This is a genomic window from Pseudomonas sp. NY15356, from assembly GCF_048068175.1.
Taxonomy (GTDB): domain Bacteria; phylum Pseudomonadota; class Gammaproteobacteria; order Pseudomonadales; family Pseudomonadaceae; genus Aquipseudomonas; species Aquipseudomonas putida_K.
Window position 1 is genome coordinate 239,394 of sequence record NZ_JBLUPW010000001.1, and the last position, 25,793, is coordinate 265,186.

A 25,793-nucleotide genomic window follows, 5' to 3' on the forward strand; every position below is an offset into this window, starting at 1 on the left:
TTAAGGAAACATTAACGATAGTCGCTCACAGCGCTACTGCCAGTGCGGGCCCCATCGCGGTCCGACTTGCCTCACGATTGGGGCCCGCACTGGCTACGACAAGATTCAGCCAGCCTTGGCCTTGGGCTCTGCCGCCGCCTCAGGCTCGGCCTTGGCAGGCACATCGACCTTATCGGCGCCACCGAACATTCGCGAGAAGAAGCCAGGCTTGCCTTCCTTGGCCTGCGCCGGCTTCACTGGCTCAGCATTCGCCTTGTCGGCCTTGCCCGATGCACCACCGAACAGGTTGGAGAGGAACCCGCCCTTTTCCTTCGCGTTCGCTGCACTCGGAGCAGCGGCGACAGGTACAACCTTGGCCGGCTCGAACGACTTGCCGTCCGCCAGGTCCTGCACCTGGCTCGCGGCACGCTGGCCACTGCGCAGCGCACCCTCCAGCGTGCCGGGGTAGAGCGCATCGGTGTGCTCACCGGCAAAGGCGATGCGTTGCACCGGGCGCTCCCACAAACGCCAGTACTTGCTGATCTGGCCAGGACCGTAAGCCAGGTAGGCACCGCCCATTCCGGCGTCGGTGCTGTAGCGACGCACCTCGTATCCGGTGAAGGCGCCACGAGCCTGTGGGTAGAAGGCATGCATGCGGATCAGCACCTGGTCGACCATCTGCTTGTCACCGAAGGCCTGCAGCAGACGGGCGTTGTCGCCCGAAAGGTTGATCACCACATTGGCCCCTCCCTTGAGCGCAGGCTCGATCCACAGCATGCCAAGCCCTGCATTACTGAAGATTTCGCCCGACATGCGCGCACGGCTTTCCCACACTGGCTTCTTGAACTTGAGCATCAGCTGGTCGCGCCAACCGTAGTTGGTTCCCTTGAGGGCAGCCAGGTGCTTGCCGTCCAGGCCCGGGGTCATCTGGATCTTCGCCAGCGCCCGCAGCGGCACGGCCATCACCAGGTAATCGGCCTGGTAGCCGACGCTACCGACCTTGACCGTCACGCCGGTCTTGTCCTGGATGATCGCGGTCACCGGCGAACGGGTCTTGATGGTCTTGAGCTGCTTGACGAAGGCCTGGGCCAGCACCGGGCTGCCTCCTGGCAGGCGCGCGGCGCGCAGGTCGCGGTCGCTGACCCCACGATAGACGCGTGTCTGCTGGGCGAAGTAGAGCAACGACAGACGCGACGGTTCGTCGTAACGGGTCCGGATCTGCTGGTTGACCAGTTGCCGGGCGGTGGCCGGCAACTGCAGCTTGTCCAGCCAGGTGGAGACGTTCATCTGGTCGAGGGCGAACAAGGTGCTGGTGGCCGCCGGGTTCAACGGGTCGTCGATCGACCGGGCCAGGTCGTCGAGGGTCTTCTCGTAGCGTTTGAGCGCATCTGCGGTGGCCGGCTGCTTGGCCGCCAGGTCGCTGGCGCTGTAGTACTCGCCGTCGATCAGGTAGCCGGGGGTACGTACGAACTCCGGCGCAGGCAGCGTTTCAAGCTTGAAGCGGTCCAGGTACTGGTTGAGCACCGGCTGGCTCTTGCCGTTGCCGATCCATTCGCTGGTGGCGAGGCCCGAGCGCCCGCCCATGCCGGTCTTCGCTTCCAGCACCGTCACCTGCCAGCCCTTGTTCTGCAGCTCATAGGCCGCAGTCAGGCCCGCCAGCCCGCCACCCACGACGATCGCCGTGGGGCTCTTGTCCTTGGCCAGCGCGCCGGCGCTGGACACACCAATCAATACCAACGCACACAGGCGCACCCAAGCAGCAGCCATTTTGGCGAACTCCGGAAATAGAGGTGACAAAAAGAGGGGAAGAACGCCCCAGGATGTGATGCGTTAAGAATACGTCAGGCATCCAGACCCTGCCAGCGTAGTGACATCAAGTGCCCGTCGGCACAGGAAATTTAGTTTTCGACACCGCCGCACGCAGCGCGTCGGTTGTCCTGCGCGGCCCCATTGCTTAGGCTTGTCGGCCAAAGCACGCCCCGCCAGGAGATCTGCCCATGGGCCTCAACCAACAGTGGATGCAACGCGACCTGAAAGTCCTGTGGCACCCCTGCACCCAGATGAAAGACCACGAGCAACTGCCGCTGATCCCGATCCGCCGTGGTGAAGGCGTGTGGCTGGAAGACTTCGAAGGCAAGCGCTACCTGGATGCCGTCAGTTCCTGGTGGGTCAACGTGTTCGGCCATGCCAACCCGCGCATCAACCAGCGCATCAAGGACCAGGTCGACCAGCTCGAGCACGTGATCCTGGCCGGCTTCAGCCACCAGCCGGTCATCGAGCTGTCCGAGCGCCTCGTCGCCATGACGCCGGCTGGCCTGGACCGGGTGTTCTACGCCGACAACGGCTCATCCTGCATCGAAGTGGCGCTGAAGATGAGCTACCACTACTGGCAGAACAAGGGACAGGTGGACAAGAAGCGCTTCGTCACCCTGACCAACAGCTATCACGGCGAGACCATCGCCGCCATGTCGGTGGGCGACGTGCCGCTGTTCACCGAAACCTACAAGGCACTGCTGCTCGACACCATCAAGGTGCCGAGCCCGGACTGCTACCTGCGCCCCGACGGCATGGGCTGGGAAGAGCATTCGCGCAACATGTTCGCGCTGATGGAGCAGACCCTGGCCGAGCACCACGCCAGCATCGCCGCGGTGATCGTCGAGCCGCTGATCCAGGGTGCCGGCGGCATGCGCATGTACCACCCGGTGTACCTCAAGCTGCTGCGCCAGGCGTGCGACCGCTACGGCGTGCACCTGATCCACGACGAGATCGCCGTGGGCTTCGGCCGTACCGGCACGATGTTCGCCTGCGAACAGGCTGGTATCCGCCCGGATTTCCTGTGCCTGTCCAAGGCCCTGACCGGCGGCTACCTGCCGCTGGCCGCCTGCCTGACCACCGACGATGTGTACCAGGCCTTCTACGACGACTACCCGACCCTGCGCGCCTTCCTTCATTCGCACAGCTATACCGGCAACCCGCTGGCCTGTGCCGCGGCGCTGGCGACCCTGGATATCTTCGAGCAAGACAATGTGATCGAGGCCAACAAGACCCTGTCGGCGCGCATGGCCAGCGCCACCGCGCACCTGGCCGAGCATGCCCATGTCGCCGAGATCCGCCAGACCGGCATGGCCCTGGCCATCGAAATGGTCCAGGACAAGGCCGCCAAGGTCGCCTACCCCTGGCAGGAGCGCCGCGGCCTTAAGGTCTTCGAGCACGCCCTGACCCGCGGCGCGCTGCTTCGGCCGTTGGGCAGCGTGGTGTACTTCCTGCCGCCGTACGTGATCACCCCGGAGCAGATCGATTTTCTGGCCGAGGTGGCCAGCGAAGGCATCGACATCGCCACCCGGGACAGTGTCAGCGTGGCGGTGCCGACGAACTTCCACCCCGATTTCCGCGATCCGGGCTAGCCTGCAACCCCATCCACCTCCCCCTGTAGGAGCGGCCTTGTGCCGCGAAAGGGCTGCGTAGCAGCCCCGGCGATTGGGGCGTTGGCGTTGAGCGCCAGGGGCCACTTTGCGGCCCTTTCGCGGCACAAGGCCGCTCCTACACAGTGTGCGTAACCCTTTTTGACGAGTACTCCATGAGACTGTCCCGCTTCTTCATCGACGCCCCCTTGAGCCTCGGCGAACACGAGTTGCCCGAAGCCCAGGCCCATTACATCGGCCGCGTGCTGCGCATGGCCCCTGGCGATGCCGTGCAACTGTTCGACGGCAGCGGTCAGGAATTCCGTGGCCAGTTGCTGGAGGTCGGCAAGAAAGCCGTGCGCGTAGCGCTCGACGAGGCCCTGCCCGGCCAAGCCGAATCGCCGCTGCAGGTGCACCTTGGCCAAGGCCTGTCCCGGGGCGAGCGAATGGACTGGGCGATCCAGAAGGCCACCGAGCTGGGCGTCAGCGCCATCACGCCGATCGTCAGCGAACGCTGCGAAGTACGCCTGAAGGATGAGCGCGCCGACAAGCGCCTGGCCCACTGGCGCCAGGTAGCGATCAGCGCCTGCGAGCAATGCGGTCGCTCGACCGTGCCGGTGATCCACCCGCCGGTGACGCTTGCCGACTGGCTCAAGCAAACCGACGCCGACCTCAAGCTGGTGCTGCACCCGGTCGCAGAGCCCTTGACCCGCCACGAACGCCCGGCGCGCCTGGCCTTCCTGATCGGCCCGGAAGGCGGCCTGAGCGATACCGAGGTGGAACAGGCCAAGGCGGCCGGCTTCCAGTCGGCACGCCTCGGCCCGCGCGTGCTGCGCACCGAGACCGCACCGGTGGTCGCGCTGGCGGTGGCGCAGCAGCTGTGGGGGGATATCTAGTGTGGTGTTTCACAAATAACGACCATAACTCGCGAGCGATTTTTGGTCGTATTTGCAAAACACCACACTAGCGCACGTAGAAGAACACCGCGACGAAGTGCATCAGGCTACCGGCGATGACGAACAGGTGCCAGATGCCATGCCAATGGCGGAAGCGGCTGTCGAAGGCGAAGAACAGGATGCCGATGGTGTAGAACGCCCCGCCCGCCGCCAGCCAGGCGAACCCGGCGCCGCCGAGGGTGTGCAGCAGGGGCTTGACCGCCACCAGGACGATCCAGCCCATCACCGCATAGATGACAATCGACAGGATCCGCGCCTCCGAGCGCGGCTTGATCTCCTGGAGCATGCCGATCACCGCCAGCCCCCAGACCACGCCGAAAAGGCTCCAGCCCCAGGGGCCACGCAGGCTGACCAGGCAGAATGGGGTATAGCTGCCGGCGATCAGCAGGTAGATAGACAAGTGATCGAGCTTGCGCATGATCACCTTCGCCCGGCCACGGGTGCTGTGGTACAGGGTGGAGATGCTGTAGAGCAGCAGCAGGGTGCTGCCATAGATGGAGAAGCTGACGATCTTCCAGGGGTCGCCCTGCAGCCCGGCCACGACGATCAGCCAGATGGCGCCGATACAGGCCAGCACGGCACCGACCAGGTGCGTCCAGGCATTGAAACGTTCACCGTAGTACATGCAGACACAGACCTCCTGAAACGGGCCAGGTTCCAGATCACCTCGGCCCTCATCGCGGGACGAGCCCGATATCCTACCCGCCCAGAGGTTGCAGATCGGCGTCACGCACCATCCGTTCCAACCCTGCCAGGTCCGGGACCCTGGCCACCTGCTCGCCCACCTGCACCGCGGCCAGCTCCAGGCTGGCCAGCGGCACATCCACATAATTGAGCTGGCTGTCGAGCTTGCATGATCGCGGAATGTCCTGCAGCAGCAGCGCCAGGTAGCGAAGCCCGGTATCGCCCAGGGCGTTGAGCACCACGACACGAGCCCGATCACCGCAAAGGGTTTCGCCACCACAGGCCGCCTCGAAACCGATCAGCGGCAGCCGCTGCTGGCGCCAGTCGATCCAGCCCAGGTGCCAGGCCGGGTCATGGGCCTCGCAGGCGAACGCGCGCTGGCCGATCAGTTCGGCCACGGCGACATTGGGCAGCACCAGGGTCCGGTCGCTCATGGGCAGCAGCAAGCCGGTCAGGCTGCTGCGCTGGCCGGCGATATGTTCAAGCATGGGTCTGGCTCCAGTGGGCGATGCTCGCGAGCAGTACCGACTCCTGGTACGGCTTGCCCAGGTAGTCGTTGACACCGATGGCCATCGCCCGGTCGCGATGTTTCTGGCCTGTACGCGAAGTGATCATGATGATCGGCAGGTCCTTGAGCCGCGCGTCGCGCCGGATACGGGTGGCCACCTCGAAACCGTCCATGCGCGGCATTTCGATATCCAGCAGCAGCACGTCCGGGCGATGTTCCTCGAGCAGGGTCATGGCATCCACCCCGTCCTTGGCCGTGAGCACGTTCATGCCATGGCGCTCGAGCAGGCGGCTGGTGACCTTGCGCACGGTCACCGAGTCGTCCACCACCATCACCAGCAGACGCCGGCGTGGCGCCGGCCCGAGCAACGGCCGCTGGTCGCCATAGCCACCCGGCAGGCGCGCCAGGCGTCGCTGCTGGCCACGCAACTGGCCGAGCAGGTCGAGGATCAGCACCACCCGGCCATCGCCCAGCAAGGTCGCGCCGGACAGCCCCGGCACCGCCGCGAACTGCGGCCCCAGGCTCTTGACCACGATCTCACGGCTGGGCGACAGGCTGTCTACCTGGATGGCGAAGGATTGCTCCTGGGAGTGCACCAGCAACACCGGCAGCGGCACGCTCTGGCCCAGCAGGCTGGGACGCGGCCTGCCCCCTTGCAGCACTTCGCCAAGGTACCGCAGGTGGTATTCGTGCCCGGCATAGACATAGCGCGGCGCACTCAACTGGTAACAGGCCTCGAGCTCCGCGGGCGGCACGCGTACGATGCCCTCGATGGTGTTGAGCGGTATCGCGTATTGTTCATCATCCAGGTGCACCATCAGCGCCCGGTTCATGGAGACGGTGAACGGCAGGCGAATCAGGAAGCGTGCGCCCTTGCCCGGGCTCGACTCGATGCTCATGGAGCCGCCCAGCTGCTTGACCTCTTCATGGACCACGTCCATGCCAAGCCCGCGGCCGGAAATCTGGGTGATCTTCTCAGCGGTGGAAAACCCGGGGCGCAGGATGAACTGCAGGATCTCGTGGTCGCTCAGGTAGGCCTGTGGGTCCAGCAGGCCACGCTTGATCGCCTTGGCGCGCACTGCCTGCAAAGGCACACCGGCTCCGTCGTCGCTCATCTCGATGACGATGTCGGCCCCCTCATGAAGCAGGTTCAGGTGGATGGTGCCCTGCTCCGGCTTGCCGGCCGCCAGGCGCACTTCCCGGGTTTCCAGGCCATGGTCAACCGCGTTGCGCAGCATGTGCTCGAGCGGCGCCACCATGCGTTCGAGCACGCTGCGGTCCAACTCCCCCTCGGCATTGCCGACCACCAGTTCCACCTGCTTGCCCAGCTCGCTGGCCACCTGCCGCACCACACGCTGCAGGCGCGGCACCAGGCGCTCGAAGGGCACCATCAAAGTGGCCGTCAGGCCCTCCTGCAACTGGCTGTTCACCCGCGCCTGCTGCTGCAGCAGGCTGTAGGCGTCCTGGGCACGCTGGGCCAGGGTCTCCTTGAGATCGAGCAGATCGGAGGCCGACTCGAACAGCGCCCGCGACAACTGCTGCAACTGGGAATGGCGGTCCATTTCCAGGGGGTCGAAGTCGTCATAGGCATCGCCTTCGGCCTGGTAACGGCTGGACATCCGCCCCTGGGTCTCGATATCCAGGCGCAGCAACTGGTCGCGCATGCGCTCCAGGGTGGTTTCCATTTCGTTGAGGGCGAACTGGGCATCGTTGACTTGCTGCTCGATGCGGCCCCGGATGATCGAATGCTCGCTGGCCAGGTTGCCCAGGTCGTCCAGCAGCTCGGCATCCACCTTGACCATGTCGCCTGCGGCCCGCTCCGGGGTAACCGCTGGTGCTTCGGCGGCAGGCACCTCGGCCTGTGCCTGGCCCGCGGCGCTGTCGGTCAACGCCGCGCTGCTGAAGTTGCGGATATAGTCGATCAACGCCGTAGCGGCGTGCAGCGGTTGGCCTAGGCGCACCGCGTCAAGCATATGGGCGAGGCGGTCATGGCAGTTCTGCAGCAGGGCGAACAGCGCCGGGCTCGGTGGCAGTCGGCCAGCGGCGAGCAGTTCGTAGAGGAATTCCAACTCATGGGCCAGGTCGCCGATCGCCGCGACCTCGACCATCCGCGCCCCACCCTTGAGGGTGTGCAGGTCGCGTAGCAAGTTCTCGACCTCGATGCTGTTGCGCGGGTCGGCCTGCCAGCGGGCCAAGGAGGCCGCGGCGCTTTCGACGATATCCGAGCTTTCTTCCAGGAAGACTTCACGCAGTTCGCTGTCGCCCGGGCTCTGGGCCTCGCCTGCCGCAGGCTCGACAACCGGAGCGGTCGGGAAGGGCAAAGGCGTCACCGTGTCGAGGCCGACCTTGCCCATCGCGTCAGGCGCCAGGGCATCGTCCAACAGGCCACGCAGGGCCGCCACGCATTCCAGCCGCGCCTCGACCTGCTGCCCGGCGGCGATCTCATCGAACATGTCGAGCAAGGCTTCGTGAGCCTGCTGGGCCAGGCCGAAGAAGCGCCCATTGGCGGCCAGGCTGCCCTCCTCCACGGCGCCGTACAGATCGAGCAGCGCTTCACAGATTTCATCCACCTGCCACAGCTCGGCCAGGTGGGCCGCCTGCCCGAGGGCCGTCAGGTCATCGAGCAGGGTTTCCAGCTCCTGGCGCTCGCCCGGGTGCTCCTGCCAGCGCGACAGCAGCGATTCGGCATCGAGCAAGATGTCCATGCCCTGCGCCAGGAAGGCGGCGATACGCTGCGGGTCGCGCCCGGAACGTTGGGCCGGGTGCGGGTGCTGCTCAAGAAATGCCAGGCGCGCATCCACCGCCTGGCCGACCTGCTCGATCAGCGCCGCGGCGTCCGGGATGGGCGCCAAGGGCGTGCTGTCGAGCTGGGCGAGGCCCAGGTGGAACAAAGCCCGGGCTGCCTCCAGCCATTCGAGCTCGGCTACCTGCAACGCCAGCCCGTGCCCTTTGTATTCCCGAACCAGACGATCGAACGCCGTGGCCAGCTCGGCTATCGGCATGACACCCGCCATGGCGGCGCTGCCCTTGAGGGTATGCAGCGCGCGCTGCAGGCTGTCGCTGACGGGCGAGCCCTCGCCGTCCGCACCGCGCAGGTAGGTTTCCAGGCTGCCCAGGTGGCCCTGGGCCTCGTTGCGGAAGATTTCCAGCAATTGAGGGGCCAGCCCATGGGCCGCCGCCACTGGTGGATTATGGATGGCCAGCTGATGCAGATGGCTGGACAAGGCCTCGGCCTCGGCCAGCGGCGTCGGGTGACCCACCGCGAAATCGGCCAGCAGGTCCGGCAAACGCACCAATACCTGCTGCAAGGCCACCACCCCCTCCGCCGCCAGGGTGATGCGCCCCTCCAATACCCGGTTGAGCAGGTGCTCGGCGCCCCAGGCCAGCTCCGCCAGGGCCTCGGCATGCACCATTCGCCCACTGCCCTTGAGGGTGTGCAGCGCCCGGCGCACCTCTACCAGCGCATCGCGCAAGGTGTTGTCGGCACGCCAGCGCAACCAGTGGCGTTCGATCTCCGGCAGCAGCTCGCCGGCTTCCTCGAGGAAAACGTCGCGCAGCTCGTCATCGATCGCCTCGGGCTCGAGGCAGGCCTGGGGCTGCTGGCACACCACGCCGATCGCCGCCAGGCTGGCACGGGCCATGTCGAGGAAGGGCTGGGCATCGGCCAGGGGGTCGGCTACGCGCCATTGCAGATACATTTCGCCGGCACTCAGCGCTTCGGCCAGGTGCGCAAGCTCCTCGGCGGGTGGTTCCTGTTCCAGGTGGGCAAGCCAGCCCTGCATGTAACCGGCGCAACCACCGAACACCTCGGCCACCTCCGGCAGCATGAGCATGGACAAGGCACCGCGCACCTGGTGCAACAGGCCTGGCAGCGGCTGCAGGCGCTCGCGTGGCCAGCCGGACTCCAGGCAATCGCCGATCAGGTCCTTGGCCTGCTGCAACACCGCCAGCGCCTCGTTCAACACCAGCTGGCGGATCTCGATCACGTCGGCGCCCGGCAGGTTGCCCTGGCCGCTTTCATCCAAAGGCCCGACCATGCCGTTGAGGGTCGCCTCCACGTACAGCAAGGCGCCGGCGATATCCATCAGCACCGCGTCGTCCACGGCCCGCTCGCCCTGGGCCAGGGCCTGCAAGGCCAGCACTTGGTCGATGATCACCCGGCGCGGTTGCTGGAAGGCCAGTACCGCCAAAGTATCGGCGACCTGGCGCAGCGGCGCCAGCAGGGCCTCCAGTTGCTCGCGCTGCTGGCGGTCGCCGCGCACGAACAGGTCCAGCCGCTCCTTGATCCGGACCAGGTCATCGCACAGTGCCATCACCACCGAACGCAACGCGTCGCGGCCTTGCCCGGCCTGCAACTGTTCGCGCCAATTGCCCAGGGACAGGTCCAGGTCCGCCAGGTCGGCAGCCCCTGCCAGGCGCTGCGCCGCATGGCCGACCAGGCTGCCCTGGGGCAACGGCTCGACACCTCGGCACCCGCGCAACTGGTTCAGCAACGGCACCACCACTAACGGCAGGTCGTGACGTGCCCCACGCATGCGCTCCAGGTACGGGGGCAACTGCTCCAGCCCCCGGAACAGCGCGCCGAGGCAATCGCCCCGGGGGCTGACCTGGCCATTGGCCATGGCCCGGCCGAGCAGCTCCAGTTCCTCGGCCAGGTGAGTCGCACCGCGCAGCTCAAGCATGCGCAGGCAGCCGTGCACCTGGTGCAGATTGTCGATGAAGAAGGCCAGCATCGCCGGGTCTTCCGGCTCGCTGGCGAAACGCTCCAGGGCCTGGCGGGCCTGACCCAGGCAGTCGAGGATGGCTGCCTTGGCCCAGGCCAGGGCAACGGTGTCGTGGCGCTCGGGGCTCACGGTCGTGGGCACCATGGCTCGCTCCTCAACGTGGTTCGGCGGGGGCCGGCAGGGTGAAGCCGGAGACCGAGCGGCGCATCTCGCTGGCCATGCGCGCCAGGTGGCGGATGCTGTCGGCGGTGGCGCCGGAGCCGGCGGAGGTCTGCGCGGTGATCTGCTGGATCACCGCCATGGTGTGGGAAATCTGCCCAGCCGAGGATGTTTGCAGTTGGGCGGCGTCCGAGATGCTGTGGATAAGGTCGGCCAGCGTCTGCGACACGCCCTCGATCTCGGCCAGGGCGACGCCGGCGTCCTGGGCCAGGCGCGCGCCTCGCACCACTTCGGCGGTGGTCTGTTCCATGGAGATCACCGCCTCGTTGGTATCGGCCTGGATGGTGCGCACTAGCGCCTCGATCTGCCGGGTGGCCGACGACGAACGCTCGGCCAGGCGCTGCACCTCGTCGGCGACCACGGCGAAACCACGCCCGGCCTCGCCGGCGAGGGAGGCCTGGATCGCCGCATTGAGGGCGAGGATGTTGGTCTGGTCGGCGATGTCGTCGATCAGGCTGACGATGTCGCCGATCTCCTGGGAAGACTCGCCCAGGCGCTTGATCCGCTTGGCGGTGTCCTGGATCTGCTCACGGATGTTGTCCATGCCGTGGATGGTGTTGTGCACCACCTCGTTGCCTTTGTTGGCGATGGCCACCGAGCGCTCGGCTACCTTCGCCGATTCGTAGGCGTGGGCCGATACCCGGTCGATCGACTCGACCATGTCACCTACCGCCAGGGACGCCTCGCTGATCTGTTCGGCCTGGTGCTCGGAGGCCTTGGCCAACTGGCGGGCGGTGTTCTGGGTGTCCTGCACGGCCGCGGCGACCTGCTCGGCACTGTGGTTGATGGTCGCCACCAGGTCGCGCAACTGGTCGACCGAATAGTTGATCGAGTCGGCGATGGCCCCGGTGAAGTCCTCGGTGACCGACACGGTGACGGTCAGGTCGCCGTCGGCCAGCTCTTCGATCTCATCGAGCAGGCGCATGATCGCCTGTTGGTTGCGTTCGTTCTTCTCGGCGGTCTCGCGCAGTTGGCGGTGGGTGGCGCGTACCATCACCAGGCCGATGAGGATGATCGAGGCCAGGGCCACCAGCCCCAGCAGGTAGCCGCCGATGGTGGCCAGGGTGCGACCACTGGCCAGGTTCTCGAAACCGTTGGCCAGGTGCGAGGCTTCGTCGAGCAGGGTCTGCGACAGGCTGAAGATGTTGCCGGCCGCCTCGCGCACACGCAGCAGCTCCGGCGAGGTCTCGAGGATTTCGTCCACGGAGCCTGCGACGAACTGGAACAGCTCGGCGATTTCGGCCAGCCGCGCGCGGGCGTCGGCGTCCTCGACCTTGGTCACCTGGATCGCTGGGTTGCCGCCGAGCATGCCCTCGAGCACCTGGCCGAAACGGCTGGCATCGCGCCCGAAGGCGTCCGCCGCCTGGGCCGAGGTGTCGTCGCCCGCCAGCACCGTGTTGACCGAGCCGAGGATGCGCTCGGCCAGCAGCAGCTGGCGCTGGGCCACAGCCACCTGGCTGGCCGGCGCCCCGCTCTGCAGGAGGATCTCCACGACCTTTTCATACTCGACCTGCAACTGCGGCACGGTCTCGGCCAGGGTCGCTGCCACCTGGTGCAGTGACAGCACGGTCTGCTCGCTGGCAAGGATCGTGTCGGTGTTCTTGCGCAGGTTTTCCCAGTCCTGGCGCACGGCGTCCATTTCGTCGCGCACGGCCATGGGCGCCGGCGGCAGCCCAGTGGCCTGATCACCCTCGCGCAGGTAGCGCCAGCGCCGCTCGAAGTCGTTGCGCGCATCGGACAGCAACTTGAAGGCCAGCGCCTTGCCGGCCGCCGCCTCGGTGGCGTTCTTGGCGATGCGCTGGGAAAGCACGCGCAACTCGCCGGCATGGCCGATGTACTGCTTGTCGTAGTTGGCCTGCGTGTTGAGGTAGGCGAAGTTGGCGAACAGCAGGATGATCGACAGGATCAGCAGCAGGAACAGCACGGTGATCTGCGCGATGCTGCGCCGACGCGGGCTCACGACAGCCGGGGCAACGGGTGTGGCGGGTTTGTTCACGGTCGATGGGTCCTCTACAACGCCACGTCGAGAAAGCCCGGCGCCTGGGCCAAGGCGAACGGGCTGAAGATCGCCCAGTTGCGTTCACGGGAGAAATGGCCCTGGACGAAGGGCGCGGCAGCGCGCAGCAGCGGCTGCGGCGGGGACAACTCCAGGCTGCTCAGGGCGAAGTGCTGCAGGCCCAGGACTTCATCCACCAACAGGCCTGCGAACAGCGCTTCATGGTCCAGCACCAGCACCCGCCGCTGCTTGCCCGCCAATGCCGGGCCAAGGCCGAAGAACGCGCTCAGGTCCATGACCGGCAACAGCCGGCCACGCAGGTTGGCCACCCCGCAGACCCAGGGCTGGACACCAGGCACCCGGCTGCTGCGCGGCTCATGCAATACTTCGGCGACCTCGCCCATGGGCGCCACGAACCACTGCCGGGCAACGCGAAAGCCGATACCGCTCCACTGTTGCTGGCGCGTGTCCTGGGGCGGTTGGTCGGCCACCAGCAGACGACAGCGCCGGTCGATGTCCAGCAGCAGTTCGAAGGCGGTCAGCGACGCGCCCTGCGGACGGGTGGTCAAGCCCCGATGACCTCTTTGAGCTTGTCGATCAGCGCCGCTTCCTCCACCGGCTTGGTCAGGAAGTCCCGCGCGCCCTGGCGCGTGGCCCAGACCCGGTCGGTTTCCTGGTCCTTGGTGGTCACCACGATCACCGGAATGGCGCGGGTCTCGGGATCCTTGCTCAACTGCCGGGTGGCCTGGAAACCGTTCATGCCGGGCATGACGATGTCCATCAACACCGCGTCGGGCTTTTCCTGGCGGGCCAAGGCCACGCCATCGGCGCCATTGTCTGCCTTGAGCACCTGGTGGCCATGCTTCTCCAGCCAGGCGGTCAGCTTGTACATCTCTGTCGGCGAGTCGTCGACGATCAAAACTCGGGCCATGCTGTTTCCCCATGAAGGAAAGAAGACACCGCCATGGCGGGCGGGGTCAGGGTGCGTGTTGGGCCTGCGCGGCGAACCCGGGCACATGGGCCCTGATCGCATCGAGCAGTTCTTCCTTGCTGAACGGTTTGGTCAGGAACTGGTCGGAGCCGACCACCCGGCCACGGGCCTTGTCGAACAGGCCGTCGCGCGAGGACAGCAGGATGACCGGGGTGTCCTTGAAGGCGCTGTTCTGCTTGATCACTGCGCAGGTCTGGTAGCCGTCCAGGCGCGGCATCAGCACATCGACGAAGATGATCCGGGGCTTGTGGTCGACGATCTTGGCCAGGGCATCGAAGCCGTCGCTGGCGGTGATCACCTCGCAGCCTGCTTCGCCGAGCAACATCTGGGCGGTGCGGCGGATCGTGCGGGAATCGTCGATCACCATCACCTTCAGGGGTTGTTCCATAAGTTGGGCTACCATCGCGGCTCTGGCTGACATCCGGGGCCGCTTCGCGCCCCATCGCGGGGCAGGCCCGCTCCTACACGGCCCTGCGACAACAGAGCCCCGAGCCCGGCACAGACCCTGTGGGAGCGGGCTTGCCCCGCGATGGACTGCGCAGCAGTCCCAAGCGACATCATGCTTGGCTCCTGTGAACGGCATCAAGCACTATGCCTGGCATTTTTAGCACAGTCCGCAGGGGCATTCCATCCGCCGCCCCCTTGACCATCGGCGTTCCCGGCGCCACCCTGAGCCACTTTTCATCGAACCATCGCGGCAATCGCCGCCAATGAGGAATTACCCATGAGCGTTCGCCTCGGGATTGTCATGGACCCCATCGCGTCCATCTCCTACAAGAAGGACAGCTCGCTGGCCATGCTGCTGGCGGCCCAGGCCCGTGGCTGGACCCTGTTCTACATGGAGCAGCGCGACCTCTACCTGGGTGCGGGCCAGGCCCGCGCGCAGATGCGCCCGTTGAAGGTGTTCGCCGATCCGGCCCGCTGGTTCGAGCTGGGCGAAGAGCAGGACAGTGCCCTGGCCGACCTGGACGTGATCCTGATGCGCAAGGATCCGCCCTTCGACATGGAGTTCGTCTACAGCACCTACCTGCTGGAGCAGGCCGAGCGCGAGGGCGTGCTGGTGGTCAACCGGCCGCAGAGCCTGCGCGACTGCAACGAGAAGCTGTTCGCCACCCAGTTTCCGCAGTGCATGGCGCCGACCCTGGTCAGCCGCCGCGTGGACATCCTGCGCGAGTTCGCCAACAGCCGCGGCGACGTGATCCTCAAGCCGCTGGACGGCATGGGCGGCGCCTCGGTGTTCCGCCACCGCAAGGACGACCCGAACCTGTCGGTGATCCTCGAGACCCTGACCCAGCACGGCACCCAGCAAATCATGGCCCAGGAGTACCTGCCGCAGATCGTCGACGGCGACAAGCGCATCCTGATGATCGACGGCAAGCCGGTCGACTATTGCCTGGCACGCATCCCGGCCAGCGGCGAAACCCGCGGCAACCTGGCCGCCGGGGGGCGTGGCGAGGCCCGCCCGTTGACCGAGCGCGACCGCTGGATCGCTGCCCAGGTCGGCCCGACCCTGCGTGAAAAAGGCTTGCTGTTCGTCGGCCTGGACGTGATTGGCGACTACCTCACCGAGATCAACGTCACCAGCCCCACCTGCATCCGCGAGATCGACGCGGCCTACAACACCGATATCGGCGGGCAACTGATGGATGCCATTGATCGCCAGCTCAAGGCGCGCTGACCGCCGACGCGGAGCAATTTCGCGCAGTGGGGTATGATGCCAGTCCTTTTCGACTGAGCCGCCACCCCGCTTTGCGGTTGCTGGATACCTGATGACGCTGCCTGCCGACATCCCCGCCGACCTGCTGCCTCCCCGCGTCCGCCCTGCGGACCGGCTCGGCTTCACCCTGTTCCTGGCTGCCCTGGTGCACCTGGCGCTGATCCTGGGCGTGAGCTTCACCATCACCAAGCCCAGCGAAATCCGCCGCACCATGGAAATCACCCTGGCGACCTTCAAGAGCGAGAAACCGCCCGAGAAGGCCGACTTCCAGGCCCAGGACAACCAGCAGGGCAGCGGCACCCTGGAGAAGAAGGCGGTGCCCAAGACCACCGAGGTCGCGCCGTTCCAGGACAGCAAGATCAACAAGGTCACCCCGCCCCCGGCCGCCAAGCGGGAGAGCCCGCCGGCCCCGCAGAAGTCCGCCGTGGCCACCAAGGCCCCCAAGCCGCAGAAGGTCGAGCCCAAGCCCAAGGAAAGCAAGCCCCAGCCCAAGCCCCAGGCAGTGCCGGACTTCGACAGCTCGCAATTGTCCAGCCAGATCGCCAGCCTCGAGGCGGAGCTTTCCAACGAACAGCAGCTGTACGCCAAGCGCCCGCGCATCCACCGCCTCAACGCCGCCTCGACCATGCGCGACAAGGGCGCCTGGTACAAGGAAGAGTGGCGCAAGAAGGTCGAGCGGGTCGGCAACCTCAACTACCCCGAGCAGGCACGTCGCCAGCAGATCTACGGCAGCCTGCGGATGATGGTGTCGATCAACCGCGACGGTTCGCTGTACGAGGTGCTGGTGCTGGAGTCCTCCGGCCAGCCGGTGCTCGACCAGGCAGCCCAGCGCATCGTCCGCCTGTCGGCACCGTTCGCACCGTTCACCGGCGACCTGGCCGAGTTCGACCGGCTGGAGATCATCCGCACCTGGCGCTTTGCCCGCGGTGACCGCCTGTCCAGTAATTGAATGATGGTTGATCCGTAGGGCTTGAATGTGCGGTGGCGCACGCGTCATCAGGCGCCCCAAAACCACCGACCTGCACAACGCCCAGCAACACACTGGCACCTTGTCAGCCTCGCCACCTGACGCCACACTATCACCCATGAAAACCCTCAGCCCGAGCTACCTCAAGCACCAGTTCCTCATCGCCATGCCGCACATGGCCGACCCGAACTTTGCCCAGACTCTCACCTATATCGTCGAGCACAACGCCAATGGCGCCATGGGCCTGGTGGTCAATCGGCCTCAGGAGCTGAACCTGGCGGACATCCTGGAGCAGCTGCGCCCGGACGAAGAGCCGCCGGCCAGTACCCTGCAGGTGCCGATCTACCAGGGTGGCCCGGTGCAGACCGATCGCGGTTTCGTATTGCACACAAGCGAATGCAGCTACCAGGCTACCGTCGAGCTGCAGGGCCTGTCGCTTTCCACCTCCCAGGACGTGCTGTTCGCCATCGCCGATGGCGTAGGGCCGAAACAGAGCCTGATCACCCTGGGCTACGCCGGCTGGGAGGCAGGCCAGCTGGAAGCCGAGCTTGCCGACAACGCCTGGCTCAACTGCCCGTTCGACCCCGAGATCATCTTCGGCCTGGCCAGCGACCAACGCCTGGAGGCCGCCGCCGCGAGCCTGGGCATCAACCTCAGCCTGCTGACCAGCCAGGCGGGCCACGCCTGATGGCCGAATTGCGCCTGCTGCTGGGCTTCGACTACGGCAGCAAACAGATCGGTGTGGCCGTCGGCCAGGTGATCACCGGCCAGGCCCGCGAGCTGTGCACGCTCAAGGCCCAGAACGGCGTGCCGGACTGGGCCCAGGTGGAAAGACTCATCAAGGAATGGAAGCCCGATGCCATCGTCGTCGGCCTGCCACTGAACATGGACGGTACGCCCAGCGAGATGAGCGAGCGCGCCGAGAAGTTCGCCCGGCGCCTGCATGGCCGCTATAACCTGCCCGTGCACACCCACGACGAACGCCTGACCACCTTCGAAGCCAAGGGCGAGCAGATGGCCCGCGGCATGCGCCACGGCAGCTACCGCGACAACCCGGTCGATGCCATCGCCGCCGCCCTGCTCCTGCAAGGCTGGCTGGAGGCCAACACTTAAATCCGCTTTGCCGCCGGCCCACCCGGCGCCCCCTCCCGAGGAGCACGCAATGAGCCTACCCAACCCCGCCGACCTGATCCGGCAGATGGCCGTCGACCTTCGCGCCCACCTGGCCCGCCGTGCCATCACCGAGCCACGCTTCATCGGCATCCGCACCGGCGGTGTGTGGGTAGCCCAGGCCTTGCAGCAGGCGCTGGGCGACAGCAGCGCACTGGGCACCCTGGACGTCTCCTTCTACCGCGACGACTTCAGCCAGAACGGCCTGCATCCGCAGGTGCGCCCTTCGGAACTGCCCTTCGAGGTCGAAGGCCAGCACCTGGTACTGGTGGACGACGTGCTGATGAGCGGGCGCACCATCCGCGCCGCACTCAACGAACTGTTCGACTATGGCCGCCCGGCCAGCGTCACCCTGGTCTGCCTGCTGGACCTGGACGCCGGCGAACTGCCGATCCGCCCCAACGTGCTCGGTGCCACCTTGCAACTGGCGCCCACTGAACGGGTAAAATTGACCGGACCCGCACCGCTCGCCCTCGAGCGCCAGGACCTCGCCACCGCTTCCGCCCTTTAAGAGTCCCCCGCGATGACGCCATTCGACGCCAAGCGCCCGCTGCAGCTCAATGACCAGGGCCAGCTGCGCCACTTTCTCTCGCTCGACGGTTTGCCCCGCGAACTGCTGACCGAGATCCTCGACACCGCCGACTCCTTCCTGGAAGTCGGTGCCCGGGCCGTGAAAAAAGTCCCGTTGCTGCGCGGCAAGACCGTGTGCAACGTGTTCTTCGAGAACTCGACCCGCACCCGCACCACCTTCGAACTGGCCGCCCAGCGCCTGTCGGCCGATGTGATCAGCCTGAACGTGTCGACCTCCTCGACCAGCAAGGGCGAGACCCTGTTCGACACCCTGCGCAACCTGGAGGCCATGGCCGCCGACATGTTCGTCGTGCGCCATTCCGACTCCGGCGCCGCGCACTTCATCGCCGAGCACGTCTGCCCGGACGTGGCGGTGATCAACGGCGGCGACGGCCGCCATGCGCACCCGACCCAGGGCATGCTCGACATGCTGACCATCCGTCGCCACAAGGGCAGCTTCGAGAACCTCTCGGTGGCCATCGTCGGTGACATCCTGCACTCGCGCGTGGCCCGCTCCGACATGCTCGCGCTCAAGGCGCTGGGCTGCCCGGATATCCGCGTGGTCGGCCCGAAGACCTTGATTCCCGTGGGTATCGAGCAGTATGGCGTGAAGGTCTATACCGACCTGGCCCAAGGCCTGAAGGACGTCGACGTGGTGATCATGCTGCGCCTGCAACGTGAGCGCATGGCCGGCGGCCTGCTGCCCAGCGAAGGCGAGTTCTACCGCCTGTTCGGCCTGACCACCGCACGCCTGGCCGGGGCCAAGCCCGACGCCATCGTCATGCACCCGGGGCCGATCAACCGCGGCGTGGAGATCGAGTCGGCAGTGGCCGACGGCGCCCATTCGGTGATTCTCAACCAGGTCACCTACGGCATCGCCGTGCGCATGGCGGTGCTGTCCATGGCCATGAGCGGCCAGGCCGCGCAACGTCAACTCGACCAGGAGAACGCCCTGTGAGCATCAGTATTCTTGGCGCCCGGGTCATCGACCCCAGCAGCGGCCTGGACCAAATCACCGACCTGCACCTGGACGGCGGTCGCATCGTCGCCATCGGCGCCGCACCGGCAGGCTTCAGCGCCAGCCGCACCCTGCAGGCCGACGGCCTGGTCGCAGCACCCGGTCTGGTGGACCTCGACGTCGCCCTGCGCGAGCCGGGCTACAGCCGCAAGGGCACCATCGCCAGCGAGACCCGCGCCGCAGTGGCCGGCGGTGTCACCAGCCTGTGCTGCCCACCCCAGACCCGACCGATTCTCGACACCTCGGCCGTGGCCGAGCTGATCCTCGATCGCGCCCGCGAAGCCGGCAACAGCAAGGTCTACCCGGTCGGTGCGCTGACCAAGGGCCTGGAAGGCGAGCAACTGGCCGAGCTGGTCGCCCTGCGTGACACCGGCTGCGTTGCGTTCGGCAATGGCCTGAAGGACATACCCAACAACCGCACCCTGGTCCGCGCCCTGGAATACGCCGCCACCTTCGACCTGACGGTGGTGTTCCACTCCCAGGACGGCGACCTGGCCCAAGGCGGCCTGGCCCATGAAGGTGCCATGGCCAGTTTCCTCGGCCTGGCGGGCATCCCGGAAACCGCGGAAACCGTGGCACTGGCGCGCAACCTGCTGCTGGTCGAACAGACCGGCGTACGTGCCCACTTCACTCAGATCACCAGCGCCCGTGGCGCGCGGCTGATCGCCCAGGCCCAGCAGCTGGGCCTGCCGGTCACCGCCGACGTGGCGCTGTACCAGCTGATCCTCACGGACGAAGCCCTGCGCGACTTCTCCAGCCTCTACCACGTACAGCCTCCGCTGCGCACCGCCGCCGACCGCGATGGCCTGCGCGAAGCGGTGAAGGCCGGGGTGATCCAGGCGATCTCCAGCCATCACCAGCCCCATGAGCGCGACGCCAAACTGGCCCCGTTCGGCGCCACCGAGCCTGGCATCAGCAGCGTCGAGCTGCTGCTGCCGCTGGCCATGACCCTGGTGCAGGACGGCCTGCTCGACCTGCCGACCCTGCTGGCCCGCCTGACCTGCGGCCCGGCCAAGGCCATGCGCCTGCCGGCGGGCGAGCTGAAGGTCGGTGCGGCGGCGGACCTGGTGCTGTTCGACCCACAGGCCTCCACGGTCGCTGGCGAGCAATGGTATTCGCGTGGCGAGAACTGCCCGTTCATTGGCCATTGCCTGCCAGGCGCGGTGCGTTATACCTTGGTCGACGGGCACGTTTGCCACGAGGCCTGAGCGGCGACTTTGTAGGAGCGGCCTTGTGCCGCGAAAGGGCCGTAAGGCGGCCCCGGCAATGCATGCATCAGGCAAAGATCCCGGGGCTGCTACGCAGCCCTTTCGCGGCACGAGGCCGCTCCTACACAGGTGGTGCATCACCTGAAATCCATCGCAACCGTTCATCCCCCACGGTTGAAATCCTTCCCCCCACCCCCATATGAGTCTGCAACAGGCATTTTCGCCCCGCTGCGTGGAGACTCTCCCCTTGACTACCATCGTTTCAGTCCGCCGCCACGGCAAAGTCGTCATGGGCGGCGACGGCCAGGTTTCCCTCGGCAACACCGTGATGAAAGGTAATGCGAAGAAAGTCCGCCGCCTGTACCACGGTCAGGTCATTGCCGGCTTCGCCGGTGCCACTGCCGACGCCTTCACCCTCTTCGAGCGCTTCGAAGGCCAGCTGGAAAAACACCAGGGCCACCTGGTCCGCGCCGCCGTAGAGCTGGCCAAGGAATGGCGTACCGACCGTTCCCTGAGCCGCCTGGAAGCCATGCTCGCCGTGGCCAACAAGGACGCCTCGCTGATCATTACCGGCAACGGTGACGTGGTCGAGCCCGAAGACGGGCTGATCGCCATGGGCTCCGGCGGCGCCTACGCCCAGGCCGCGGCCCGTGCCCTGCTGAACAAGACCGACCTCTCGGCCCGCGAAATCGCCGAGACCGCCCTGAACATCGCCGGCGATATCTGCGTGTTCACCAACCACAACCTGACCATCGAGGAGCAGGACCTGGCCGAATAATCAGTTGTTCTGGCGTCCCGCCGTGAGCGGGGCTTTTCCACGCTGATTCATTCCGCCCGAGGACCATTTTCATCATGTCCATGACCCCCCGCGAGATCGTCCACGAACTCAACCGCCACATCATCGGCCAGGACGACGCCAAGCGCGCCGTGGCCATTGCCCTGCGCAACCGCTGGCGGCGCATGCAACTGCCGGCCGAGCTACGCGCCGAAGTCACGCCCAAGAACATCCTGATGATCGGCCCCACCGGCGTGGGCAAGACCGAAATCGCCCGCCGCCTGGCCAAGCTGGCCAACGCGCCGTTCATCAAGGTCGAAGCGACCAAGTTCACCGAAGTCGGCTATGTCGGCCGTGATGTCGAGTCGATCATCCGCGACCTGGCCGATGCTGCACTGAAGATGCTGCGCGAGCAGGAAATCATCCGCGTGCGCCACCGCGCCGAAGACGCCGCCGAAGATCGTATCCTCGACGCCCTGCTGCCCCAGGCCCGGGTCAGCAGCTTCTCTGAGGAAGCGTCGCAATCGAGCACCGACTCCAACACCCGCCAGCTGTTCCGCAAGCGCCTGCGCGAAGGCCAGCTGGACGACAAGGAAATCGAGATCGAAGTGGCCGAGTCCATGGGCGTCGAGATCGCCGCGCCGCCCGGCATGGAAGAGATGACCAACCAGCTGCAGAGCCTGTTCGCCAACATGGGCAAGGGCAAGCGCAAGGCGCGCAAGCTCAAGGTCAAGGAAGCGCTGAAGATGGTCCGCGACGAGGAAGCCAGCCGCCTGGTCAACGAGGAAGAACTCAAGGCCAAGGCCCTGGAAGCGGTCGAGCAGCACGGCATCGTGTTCATCGACGAGATCGACAAGGTGGCCAAGCGCGGCAACGTCGGCGGTGCCGATGTGTCCCGTGAAGGCGTGCAGCGCGACCTGCTGCCGCTGATCGAGGGTTGCACTGTCAACACCAAGCTGGGCATGGTCAAGACCGACCACATCCTGTTCATCGCCTCCGGCGCGTTCCACCTGAGCAAGCCGAGCGACCTGGTGCCCGAGCTGCAGGGCCGCCTGCCGATCCGCGTCGAGCTCAAGGCCCTGACCCCGGAAGACTTCGAGCGCATCCTGCAGGAGCCGCATGCTTCGCTGACCGAACAGTACCGTGAGCTGCTCAAGACCGAAGGCCTGAACATCGAATTTGCCGCCGAGGGCATCAAGCGCCTGGCCGAGATCGCCTACCAGGTCAACGAGAAGACCGAGAACATCGGTGCCCGTCGCCTGCACACCCTGCTCGAGCGCCTGCTCGAAGAGGTATCGTTCAGTGCCGGCGACCTGGCCAGTGCCCACGACGAAGCGCCGATCAAGATCGACGCCGCGTACGTGAACAGCCACCTGGGCGAACTGGCGCAGAACGAAGACCTGTCGCGCTACATCCTGTAAGCCCGCACGGGGCCGCTACGCGGCCCGTTCGCGGCGCAAGGCCGCTCCTACCTGGGCACACGCATTGCTGTAGGAGCGGCCTTGTGCCGCGAAAGGGCTGCGCAGCAGCCCCCTTGCACATTGGCCGGATTCTCCCGAAGCTTGCAGCATCAGCTCACAAGAGAACCAGCCCATGGCCCGCCTCCCCACCGCCATCAACCTGCACAAAGCCTCCAAGACCCTCACCCTCACCTACGGGCCGAACGAGGTCTACCATCTGCCCGCCGAGTTCCTGCGGGTGCACTCCCCTTCCGCCGAAGTCCAGGGCCACGGCAACCCTATCCTGCAATTCGGCAAGATCAACGTCGGCCTCGTCGGCCTCGAGCCTGCCGGCCAGTACGCACTGAAACTGACCTTCGACGATGGCCATGACAGCGGCCTGTTCACCTGGGAATACCTCGAGCAGCTGTGCCTGCGCCAGGAGGCACTGTGGGCCGAGTATCTCGATGACTTGCACAAGGCCGGCAAGTCCCGCGACCCGTCGGAGGCCGTGGTCAAGCTGATGCTCTAGCGCGAGGCCTGCAGGTTTTAGAGCGCATTTTCTAAAGTCATCTGCTTGAATGCCCCTGCACCGGCCAATCACAGGCTGTCTTGCGCATTACATGAAAGTCGGGTAACCAATGGAGCTGGCAAGTTCCCTGCATCGTCCATCGCGCGATCAGGGCCGGGCCGGCATGTAGAGGTCGCGAGCGAAAGCAGGCTGTCTTCACCCGCAGGAAAACCCGCCGCTCGTCGCCACACGCATCCGGCCCGCAACCGCTGTTTCTTATCACTGGGTCACCCGAGCAGCAGTACCGGGCAGTCGTCTGTGTACCCGCCACAGCCAACCGGTACTCGTCTCAGGACAACGGAGCGTCGTAGATGAGTAAGCACAACGATGAGTTGCAGCGGCAGGCCTCGGCCAACACCCTGGGCCTGAACCCGGTCATCGGCATTCGCCGCAAGGACCTGCTGAGTTCGGCGCGCACCGTATTGCGCCAGGCGGTTCGCCAGCCATTGCACAGCGCCAAGCACGTGGCGCATTTCGGCCTGGAGCTCAAGAACGTGCTGCTGGGCAAGTCCAACCTGCAGCCTGGCAGCGACGACCGCCGCTTCAGCGACCCCGCCTGGAGCCACAACCCGCTGTACCGCCGCTACCTGCAGACCTACCTCGCCTGGCGCAAGGAGCTGCACGAGTGGATCGGCAACAGCGACCTGTCGCCCCAGGATGTCAGCCGCGGGCAGTTCGTCATCAACCTGATGACCGAGGCGATGGCGCCCACCAATACCCTGGCCAACCCGGCAGCGGTCAAGCGCTTCTTCGAAACTGGCGGCAAGAGCCTGCTCGACGGCCTGTCCAACCTGGCCAAGGACATGGTCAACAACGGCGGCATGCCGAGCCAGGTGAACATGGATGCCTTCGAGGTGGGCAAGAACCTGGCCACCAGCGAAGGGGTGGTGGTGTATCGCAACGATGTGCTGGAATTGATCCAGTACAGCCCCATCACCGAGCAGGTGCATGCCCGCCCGCTGCTGATCGTGCCGCCGCAGATCAACAAGTTCTACGTCTTCGACCTCAGCCCGGAGAAGAGCCTGGCACGCTTCTGCCTGCGCTCCAGCCAGCAGACCTTCATCATCAGTTGGCGCAACCCGACCAAGGCCCAGCGCGAATGGGGCCTGTCGACCTATATCGACGCGCTCAAGGAAGCGGTGGACGCCGTGCTGGCGATCACCGGCAGCACGGACCTGAACATGCTGGGCGCCTGCTCCGGAGGCATCACCTGCACCGCCCTGGTCGGCCATTACGCCGCATTGGGCGAGAACAAGGTCAATGCCCTGACCCTGCTGGTCAGCGTGCTCGATACCACCCTGGACAACCAGGTCGCGCTGTTCGTCGACGAACAGACCCTCGAGGCCGCCAAGCGCCACTCCTATCAGGCCGGTGTGCTCGAGGGCAGCGACATGGCCAAGGTGTTCGCCTGGATGCGCCCCAACGACCTGATCTGGAACTACTGGGTCAACAACTACCTGCTCGGCAACGAGCCGCCGGTGTTCGACATCCTCTTCTGGAACAACGACACCACGCGCCTGCCGGCCGCCTTCCACGGCGACCTGATCGAGATGTTCAAGAACAACCCCCTGACCCGCGCCGATGCCCTGGAAGTGTGCGGCACGTCAATCGACCTGAAGAAGGTCCAGTGCGATATCTACAGCGTCGCCGGCACCGCCGACCACATCACGCCGTGGCAATCCTGCTATCGCTCGGCCCACCTGTTCGGCGGCAAGATCGAGTTCGTGCTGTCCAACAGCGGGCATATCCAGAGCATCCTCAACCCGCCCGGCAACCCCAAGGCACGCTTCATGACCGGCGAGGACCGTCCGGACGATCCGCTGGCCTGGCAGGACAACGCGGTCAAGCACGCCGATTCCTGGTGGCTGCACTGGCAAACCTGGCTGGGCGAGCGCGCGGGCGACCTGAAGAAAGCCCCCGCACGCCTGGGTAATCGCACCTATAGCGCTGGCGAGTCAGCACCGGGCACTTATGTGCACGAACGATAGGCCACCGCGATCATGGCCATTTGATACGATGACAGAGCGACTTATCCACCTAGAGTTTCGTGCATGGCGCAACCGTACATCTTCAGGACCGTCGAGTTGGACAACCAGTCCATCCGTACCGCGGTCCGCCCAGGCAAGTCAGAGCTGACGCCGCTGCTGATCTTCAACGGCATCGGCGCCAACATGGAGCTGATCTTCCCGCTCATCGAGGCGCTGGACCCGGATATCGAAGTCATCGCCTTCGATGTGCCCGGTGTCGGGGGCTCTTCCACGCCCAGCCGTCCGTATCGTTTCCCCGGCCTGGCCAAGCTCACCGCACGCATGCTCGACTACCTGGACTACGGCCAGGTCAATGTCATCGGGGTTTCCTGGGGCGGGGGCCTGGCCCAACAATTCGCCCATGACTACCCCGAGCGCTGCAAAAAGCTGATCCTCGCCGCCACCGCTGCCGGTGCCTTCATGGTGCCCGGCAAGCCAAAGGTGCTGTGGGCGATGGCCAGCCCCCGACGCTATGTACAGCCCTCCTACGTGCAGTACATCGCGGCGCAGGTCTACGGCGGCGGTTTCCGTCGCGACCCCGAGCTGGCCCTGCATCATGCTGCCAAAGTGCGCTCCAGCGGCAAGACCGGCTACTACTGGCAACTGTTCGCGGGCCTGGGCTGGACCAGCATCCACTGGCTGCACAAGCTCCACCAGCCGACCCTGGTGCTGGCCGGCGATGACGACCCGTTGATCCCGCTGATCAACATGCGCCTGCTGGCCTGGCGAATTCCCAATGCCCAGCTACACATTATCGACGACGGGCACCTGTTCCTGATCACCCGGGCCGAGGCGGTCGCGCCGATCATCATGAAATTCCTCCAGCAGGAACGCCAACGCGCGGTGATGCACCCCCGCCCCGGAGGCTGACAA

At 66.0% G+C, this 25,793-nt stretch carries 22 protein-coding genes; 14 read left to right on the forward strand and 8 right to left on the reverse strand.

The window, feature by feature from the left end; genetic code table 11:
- Positions 1-105: 105 nt before the first annotated feature.
- Complete coding sequence (locus ACNFCI_RS01085) at positions 106-1,746, reverse strand: flavin monoamine oxidase family protein (RefSeq protein WP_368829483.1); 1,641 nt, start codon at positions 1,744-1,746, stop codon at positions 106-108.
- A 230-nt stretch (positions 1,747-1,976) separates the two neighbouring features.
- Between ACNFCI_RS01085 and ACNFCI_RS01090 the strand changes: the two genes are divergently transcribed.
- Both ACNFCI_RS01090 and ACNFCI_RS01095 read left to right on the forward strand, forming a co-directional pair.
- The gene (locus tag ACNFCI_RS01090; protein ID WP_084854028.1) at positions 1,977-3,383 is read left to right on the forward strand and encodes an adenosylmethionine--8-amino-7-oxononanoate transaminase; all 1,407 of its coding nucleotides are present in this window, start codon (positions 1,977-1,979) and stop codon (positions 3,381-3,383) included.
- A gap of 173 nt (positions 3,384-3,556) precedes the next feature.
- Positions 3,557-4,276, forward strand: a complete 720-nt coding sequence (locus tag ACNFCI_RS01095) for a 16S rRNA (uracil(1498)-N(3))-methyltransferase (RefSeq protein ID WP_084854026.1) — start codon at positions 3,557-3,559, stop codon at positions 4,274-4,276.
- 67 nt (positions 4,277-4,343) lie between these two features.
- On the opposite strand, the gene trhA is transcribed toward ACNFCI_RS01095, so the two are convergent.
- From trhA to ACNFCI_RS01130, 7 genes are all read right to left on the reverse strand, one after another.
- A complete protein-coding gene (gene trhA, locus ACNFCI_RS01100; protein ID WP_084854024.1) occupies positions 4,344-4,961 on the reverse strand; it encodes a PAQR family membrane homeostasis protein TrhA in 618 nt (205 codons plus the stop codon).
- Between the two features lie 73 nt (positions 4,962-5,034).
- Complete coding sequence (locus tag ACNFCI_RS01105; protein ID WP_368828859.1) at positions 5,035-5,508, reverse strand: chemotaxis protein CheW; 474 nt, start codon at positions 5,506-5,508, stop codon at positions 5,035-5,037.
- The gene (locus ACNFCI_RS01110; protein WP_416767243.1) at positions 5,501-10,396 is read right to left on the reverse strand and encodes an Hpt domain-containing protein; all 4,896 of its coding nucleotides are present in this window, start codon (positions 10,394-10,396) and stop codon (positions 5,501-5,503) included. Before ACNFCI_RS01110 ends, ACNFCI_RS01105 begins: the two co-directional genes overlap by 8 nt.
- A gap of 10 nt (positions 10,397-10,406) precedes the next feature.
- Positions 10,407-12,431, reverse strand: coding sequence for a methyl-accepting chemotaxis protein (locus ACNFCI_RS01115; protein WP_253249299.1), 2,025 nt, complete (start codon positions 12,429-12,431; stop codon positions 10,407-10,409).
- A 50-nt stretch (positions 12,432-12,481) separates the two neighbouring features.
- Complete coding sequence (locus tag ACNFCI_RS01120; RefSeq protein ID WP_084854019.1) at positions 12,482-13,036, reverse strand: chemotaxis protein CheW; 555 nt, start codon at positions 13,034-13,036, stop codon at positions 12,482-12,484.
- Positions 13,033-13,398 carry a twitching motility response regulator PilH gene (pilH, locus tag ACNFCI_RS01125; RefSeq protein WP_084854018.1) on the reverse strand — a complete coding sequence of 122 codons (366 nt, stop codon included), beginning with the start codon at positions 13,396-13,398 and terminating at the stop codon, positions 13,033-13,035. Before pilH ends, ACNFCI_RS01120 begins: the two co-directional genes overlap by 4 nt.
- 46 nt (positions 13,399-13,444) lie before the next feature.
- Complete coding sequence (locus ACNFCI_RS01130; protein WP_084854016.1) at positions 13,445-13,846, reverse strand: response regulator; 402 nt, start codon at positions 13,844-13,846, stop codon at positions 13,445-13,447.
- Positions 13,847-14,182: 336 nt separating this feature from the next.
- Between ACNFCI_RS01130 and gshB the strand changes: the two genes are divergently transcribed.
- The 12 genes from gshB (at position 14,183) to phaZ (ending at position 25,790) form a co-directional block, all read left to right on the forward strand.
- On the forward strand, positions 14,183-15,136 hold the full coding sequence (gene gshB / locus ACNFCI_RS01135) for a glutathione synthase (protein ID WP_368828858.1): 954 nt from the start codon (positions 14,183-14,185) through the stop codon (positions 15,134-15,136).
- A gap of 91 nt (positions 15,137-15,227) precedes the next feature.
- Complete coding sequence (locus tag ACNFCI_RS01140; RefSeq protein WP_084854012.1) at positions 15,228-16,124, forward strand: energy transducer TonB; 897 nt, start codon at positions 15,228-15,230, stop codon at positions 16,122-16,124.
- A gap of 136 nt (positions 16,125-16,260) precedes the next feature.
- Complete coding sequence (locus tag ACNFCI_RS01145) at positions 16,261-16,830, forward strand: YqgE/AlgH family protein (protein WP_084854298.1); 570 nt, start codon at positions 16,261-16,263, stop codon at positions 16,828-16,830.
- The gene (gene ruvX / locus ACNFCI_RS01150; RefSeq protein WP_084854011.1) at positions 16,830-17,255 is read left to right on the forward strand and encodes a Holliday junction resolvase RuvX; all 426 of its coding nucleotides are present in this window, start codon (positions 16,830-16,832) and stop codon (positions 17,253-17,255) included. Before ACNFCI_RS01145 ends, ruvX begins: the two co-directional genes overlap by 1 nt.
- Before the next feature lie 49 nt (positions 17,256-17,304).
- Complete coding sequence (gene pyrR / locus ACNFCI_RS01155; protein ID WP_084854009.1) at positions 17,305-17,823, forward strand: bifunctional pyr operon transcriptional regulator/uracil phosphoribosyltransferase PyrR; 519 nt, start codon at positions 17,305-17,307, stop codon at positions 17,821-17,823.
- A 12-nt stretch (positions 17,824-17,835) separates the two neighbouring features.
- Positions 17,836-18,840 (forward strand): aspartate carbamoyltransferase catalytic subunit, encoded by a 1,005-nt coding sequence (locus ACNFCI_RS01160; protein ID WP_224457169.1) that lies wholly within the window; start codon positions 17,836-17,838, stop codon positions 18,838-18,840.
- Entirely contained in the window at positions 18,837-20,108 is a 1,272-nt protein-coding gene (locus ACNFCI_RS01165) for a dihydroorotase (RefSeq protein ID WP_084854006.1), read from the forward strand. The genes ACNFCI_RS01160 and ACNFCI_RS01165 overlap by 4 nt, the downstream gene beginning before the upstream one ends.
- Before the next feature lie 247 nt (positions 20,109-20,355).
- Positions 20,356-20,886 carry an ATP-dependent protease subunit HslV gene (gene hslV, locus ACNFCI_RS01170; RefSeq protein ID WP_084854004.1) on the forward strand — a complete coding sequence of 177 codons (531 nt, stop codon included), beginning with the start codon at positions 20,356-20,358 and terminating at the stop codon, positions 20,884-20,886.
- Between the two features lie 74 nt (positions 20,887-20,960).
- A complete protein-coding gene (gene hslU / locus ACNFCI_RS01175) occupies positions 20,961-22,304 on the forward strand; it encodes an ATP-dependent protease ATPase subunit HslU (RefSeq protein WP_084854003.1) in 1,344 nt (447 codons plus the stop codon).
- 172 nt (positions 22,305-22,476) lie between these two features.
- Positions 22,477-22,854: a gamma-butyrobetaine hydroxylase-like domain-containing protein gene (locus ACNFCI_RS01180; protein WP_084854001.1), complete on the forward strand. Its 378-nt coding sequence runs from the start codon at positions 22,477-22,479 to the stop codon at positions 22,852-22,854.
- Positions 22,855-23,204: 350 nt separating this feature from the next.
- A complete protein-coding gene (gene phaC, locus ACNFCI_RS01185) occupies positions 23,205-24,881 on the forward strand; it encodes a class II poly(R)-hydroxyalkanoic acid synthase (RefSeq protein ID WP_368828857.1) in 1,677 nt (558 codons plus the stop codon).
- A gap of 63 nt (positions 24,882-24,944) precedes the next feature.
- Complete coding sequence (gene phaZ / locus ACNFCI_RS01190) at positions 24,945-25,790, forward strand: poly(3-hydroxyalkanoate) depolymerase (protein WP_224457173.1); 846 nt, start codon at positions 24,945-24,947, stop codon at positions 25,788-25,790.
- The last annotated feature ends 3 nt before the right edge of the window (positions 25,791-25,793 follow it).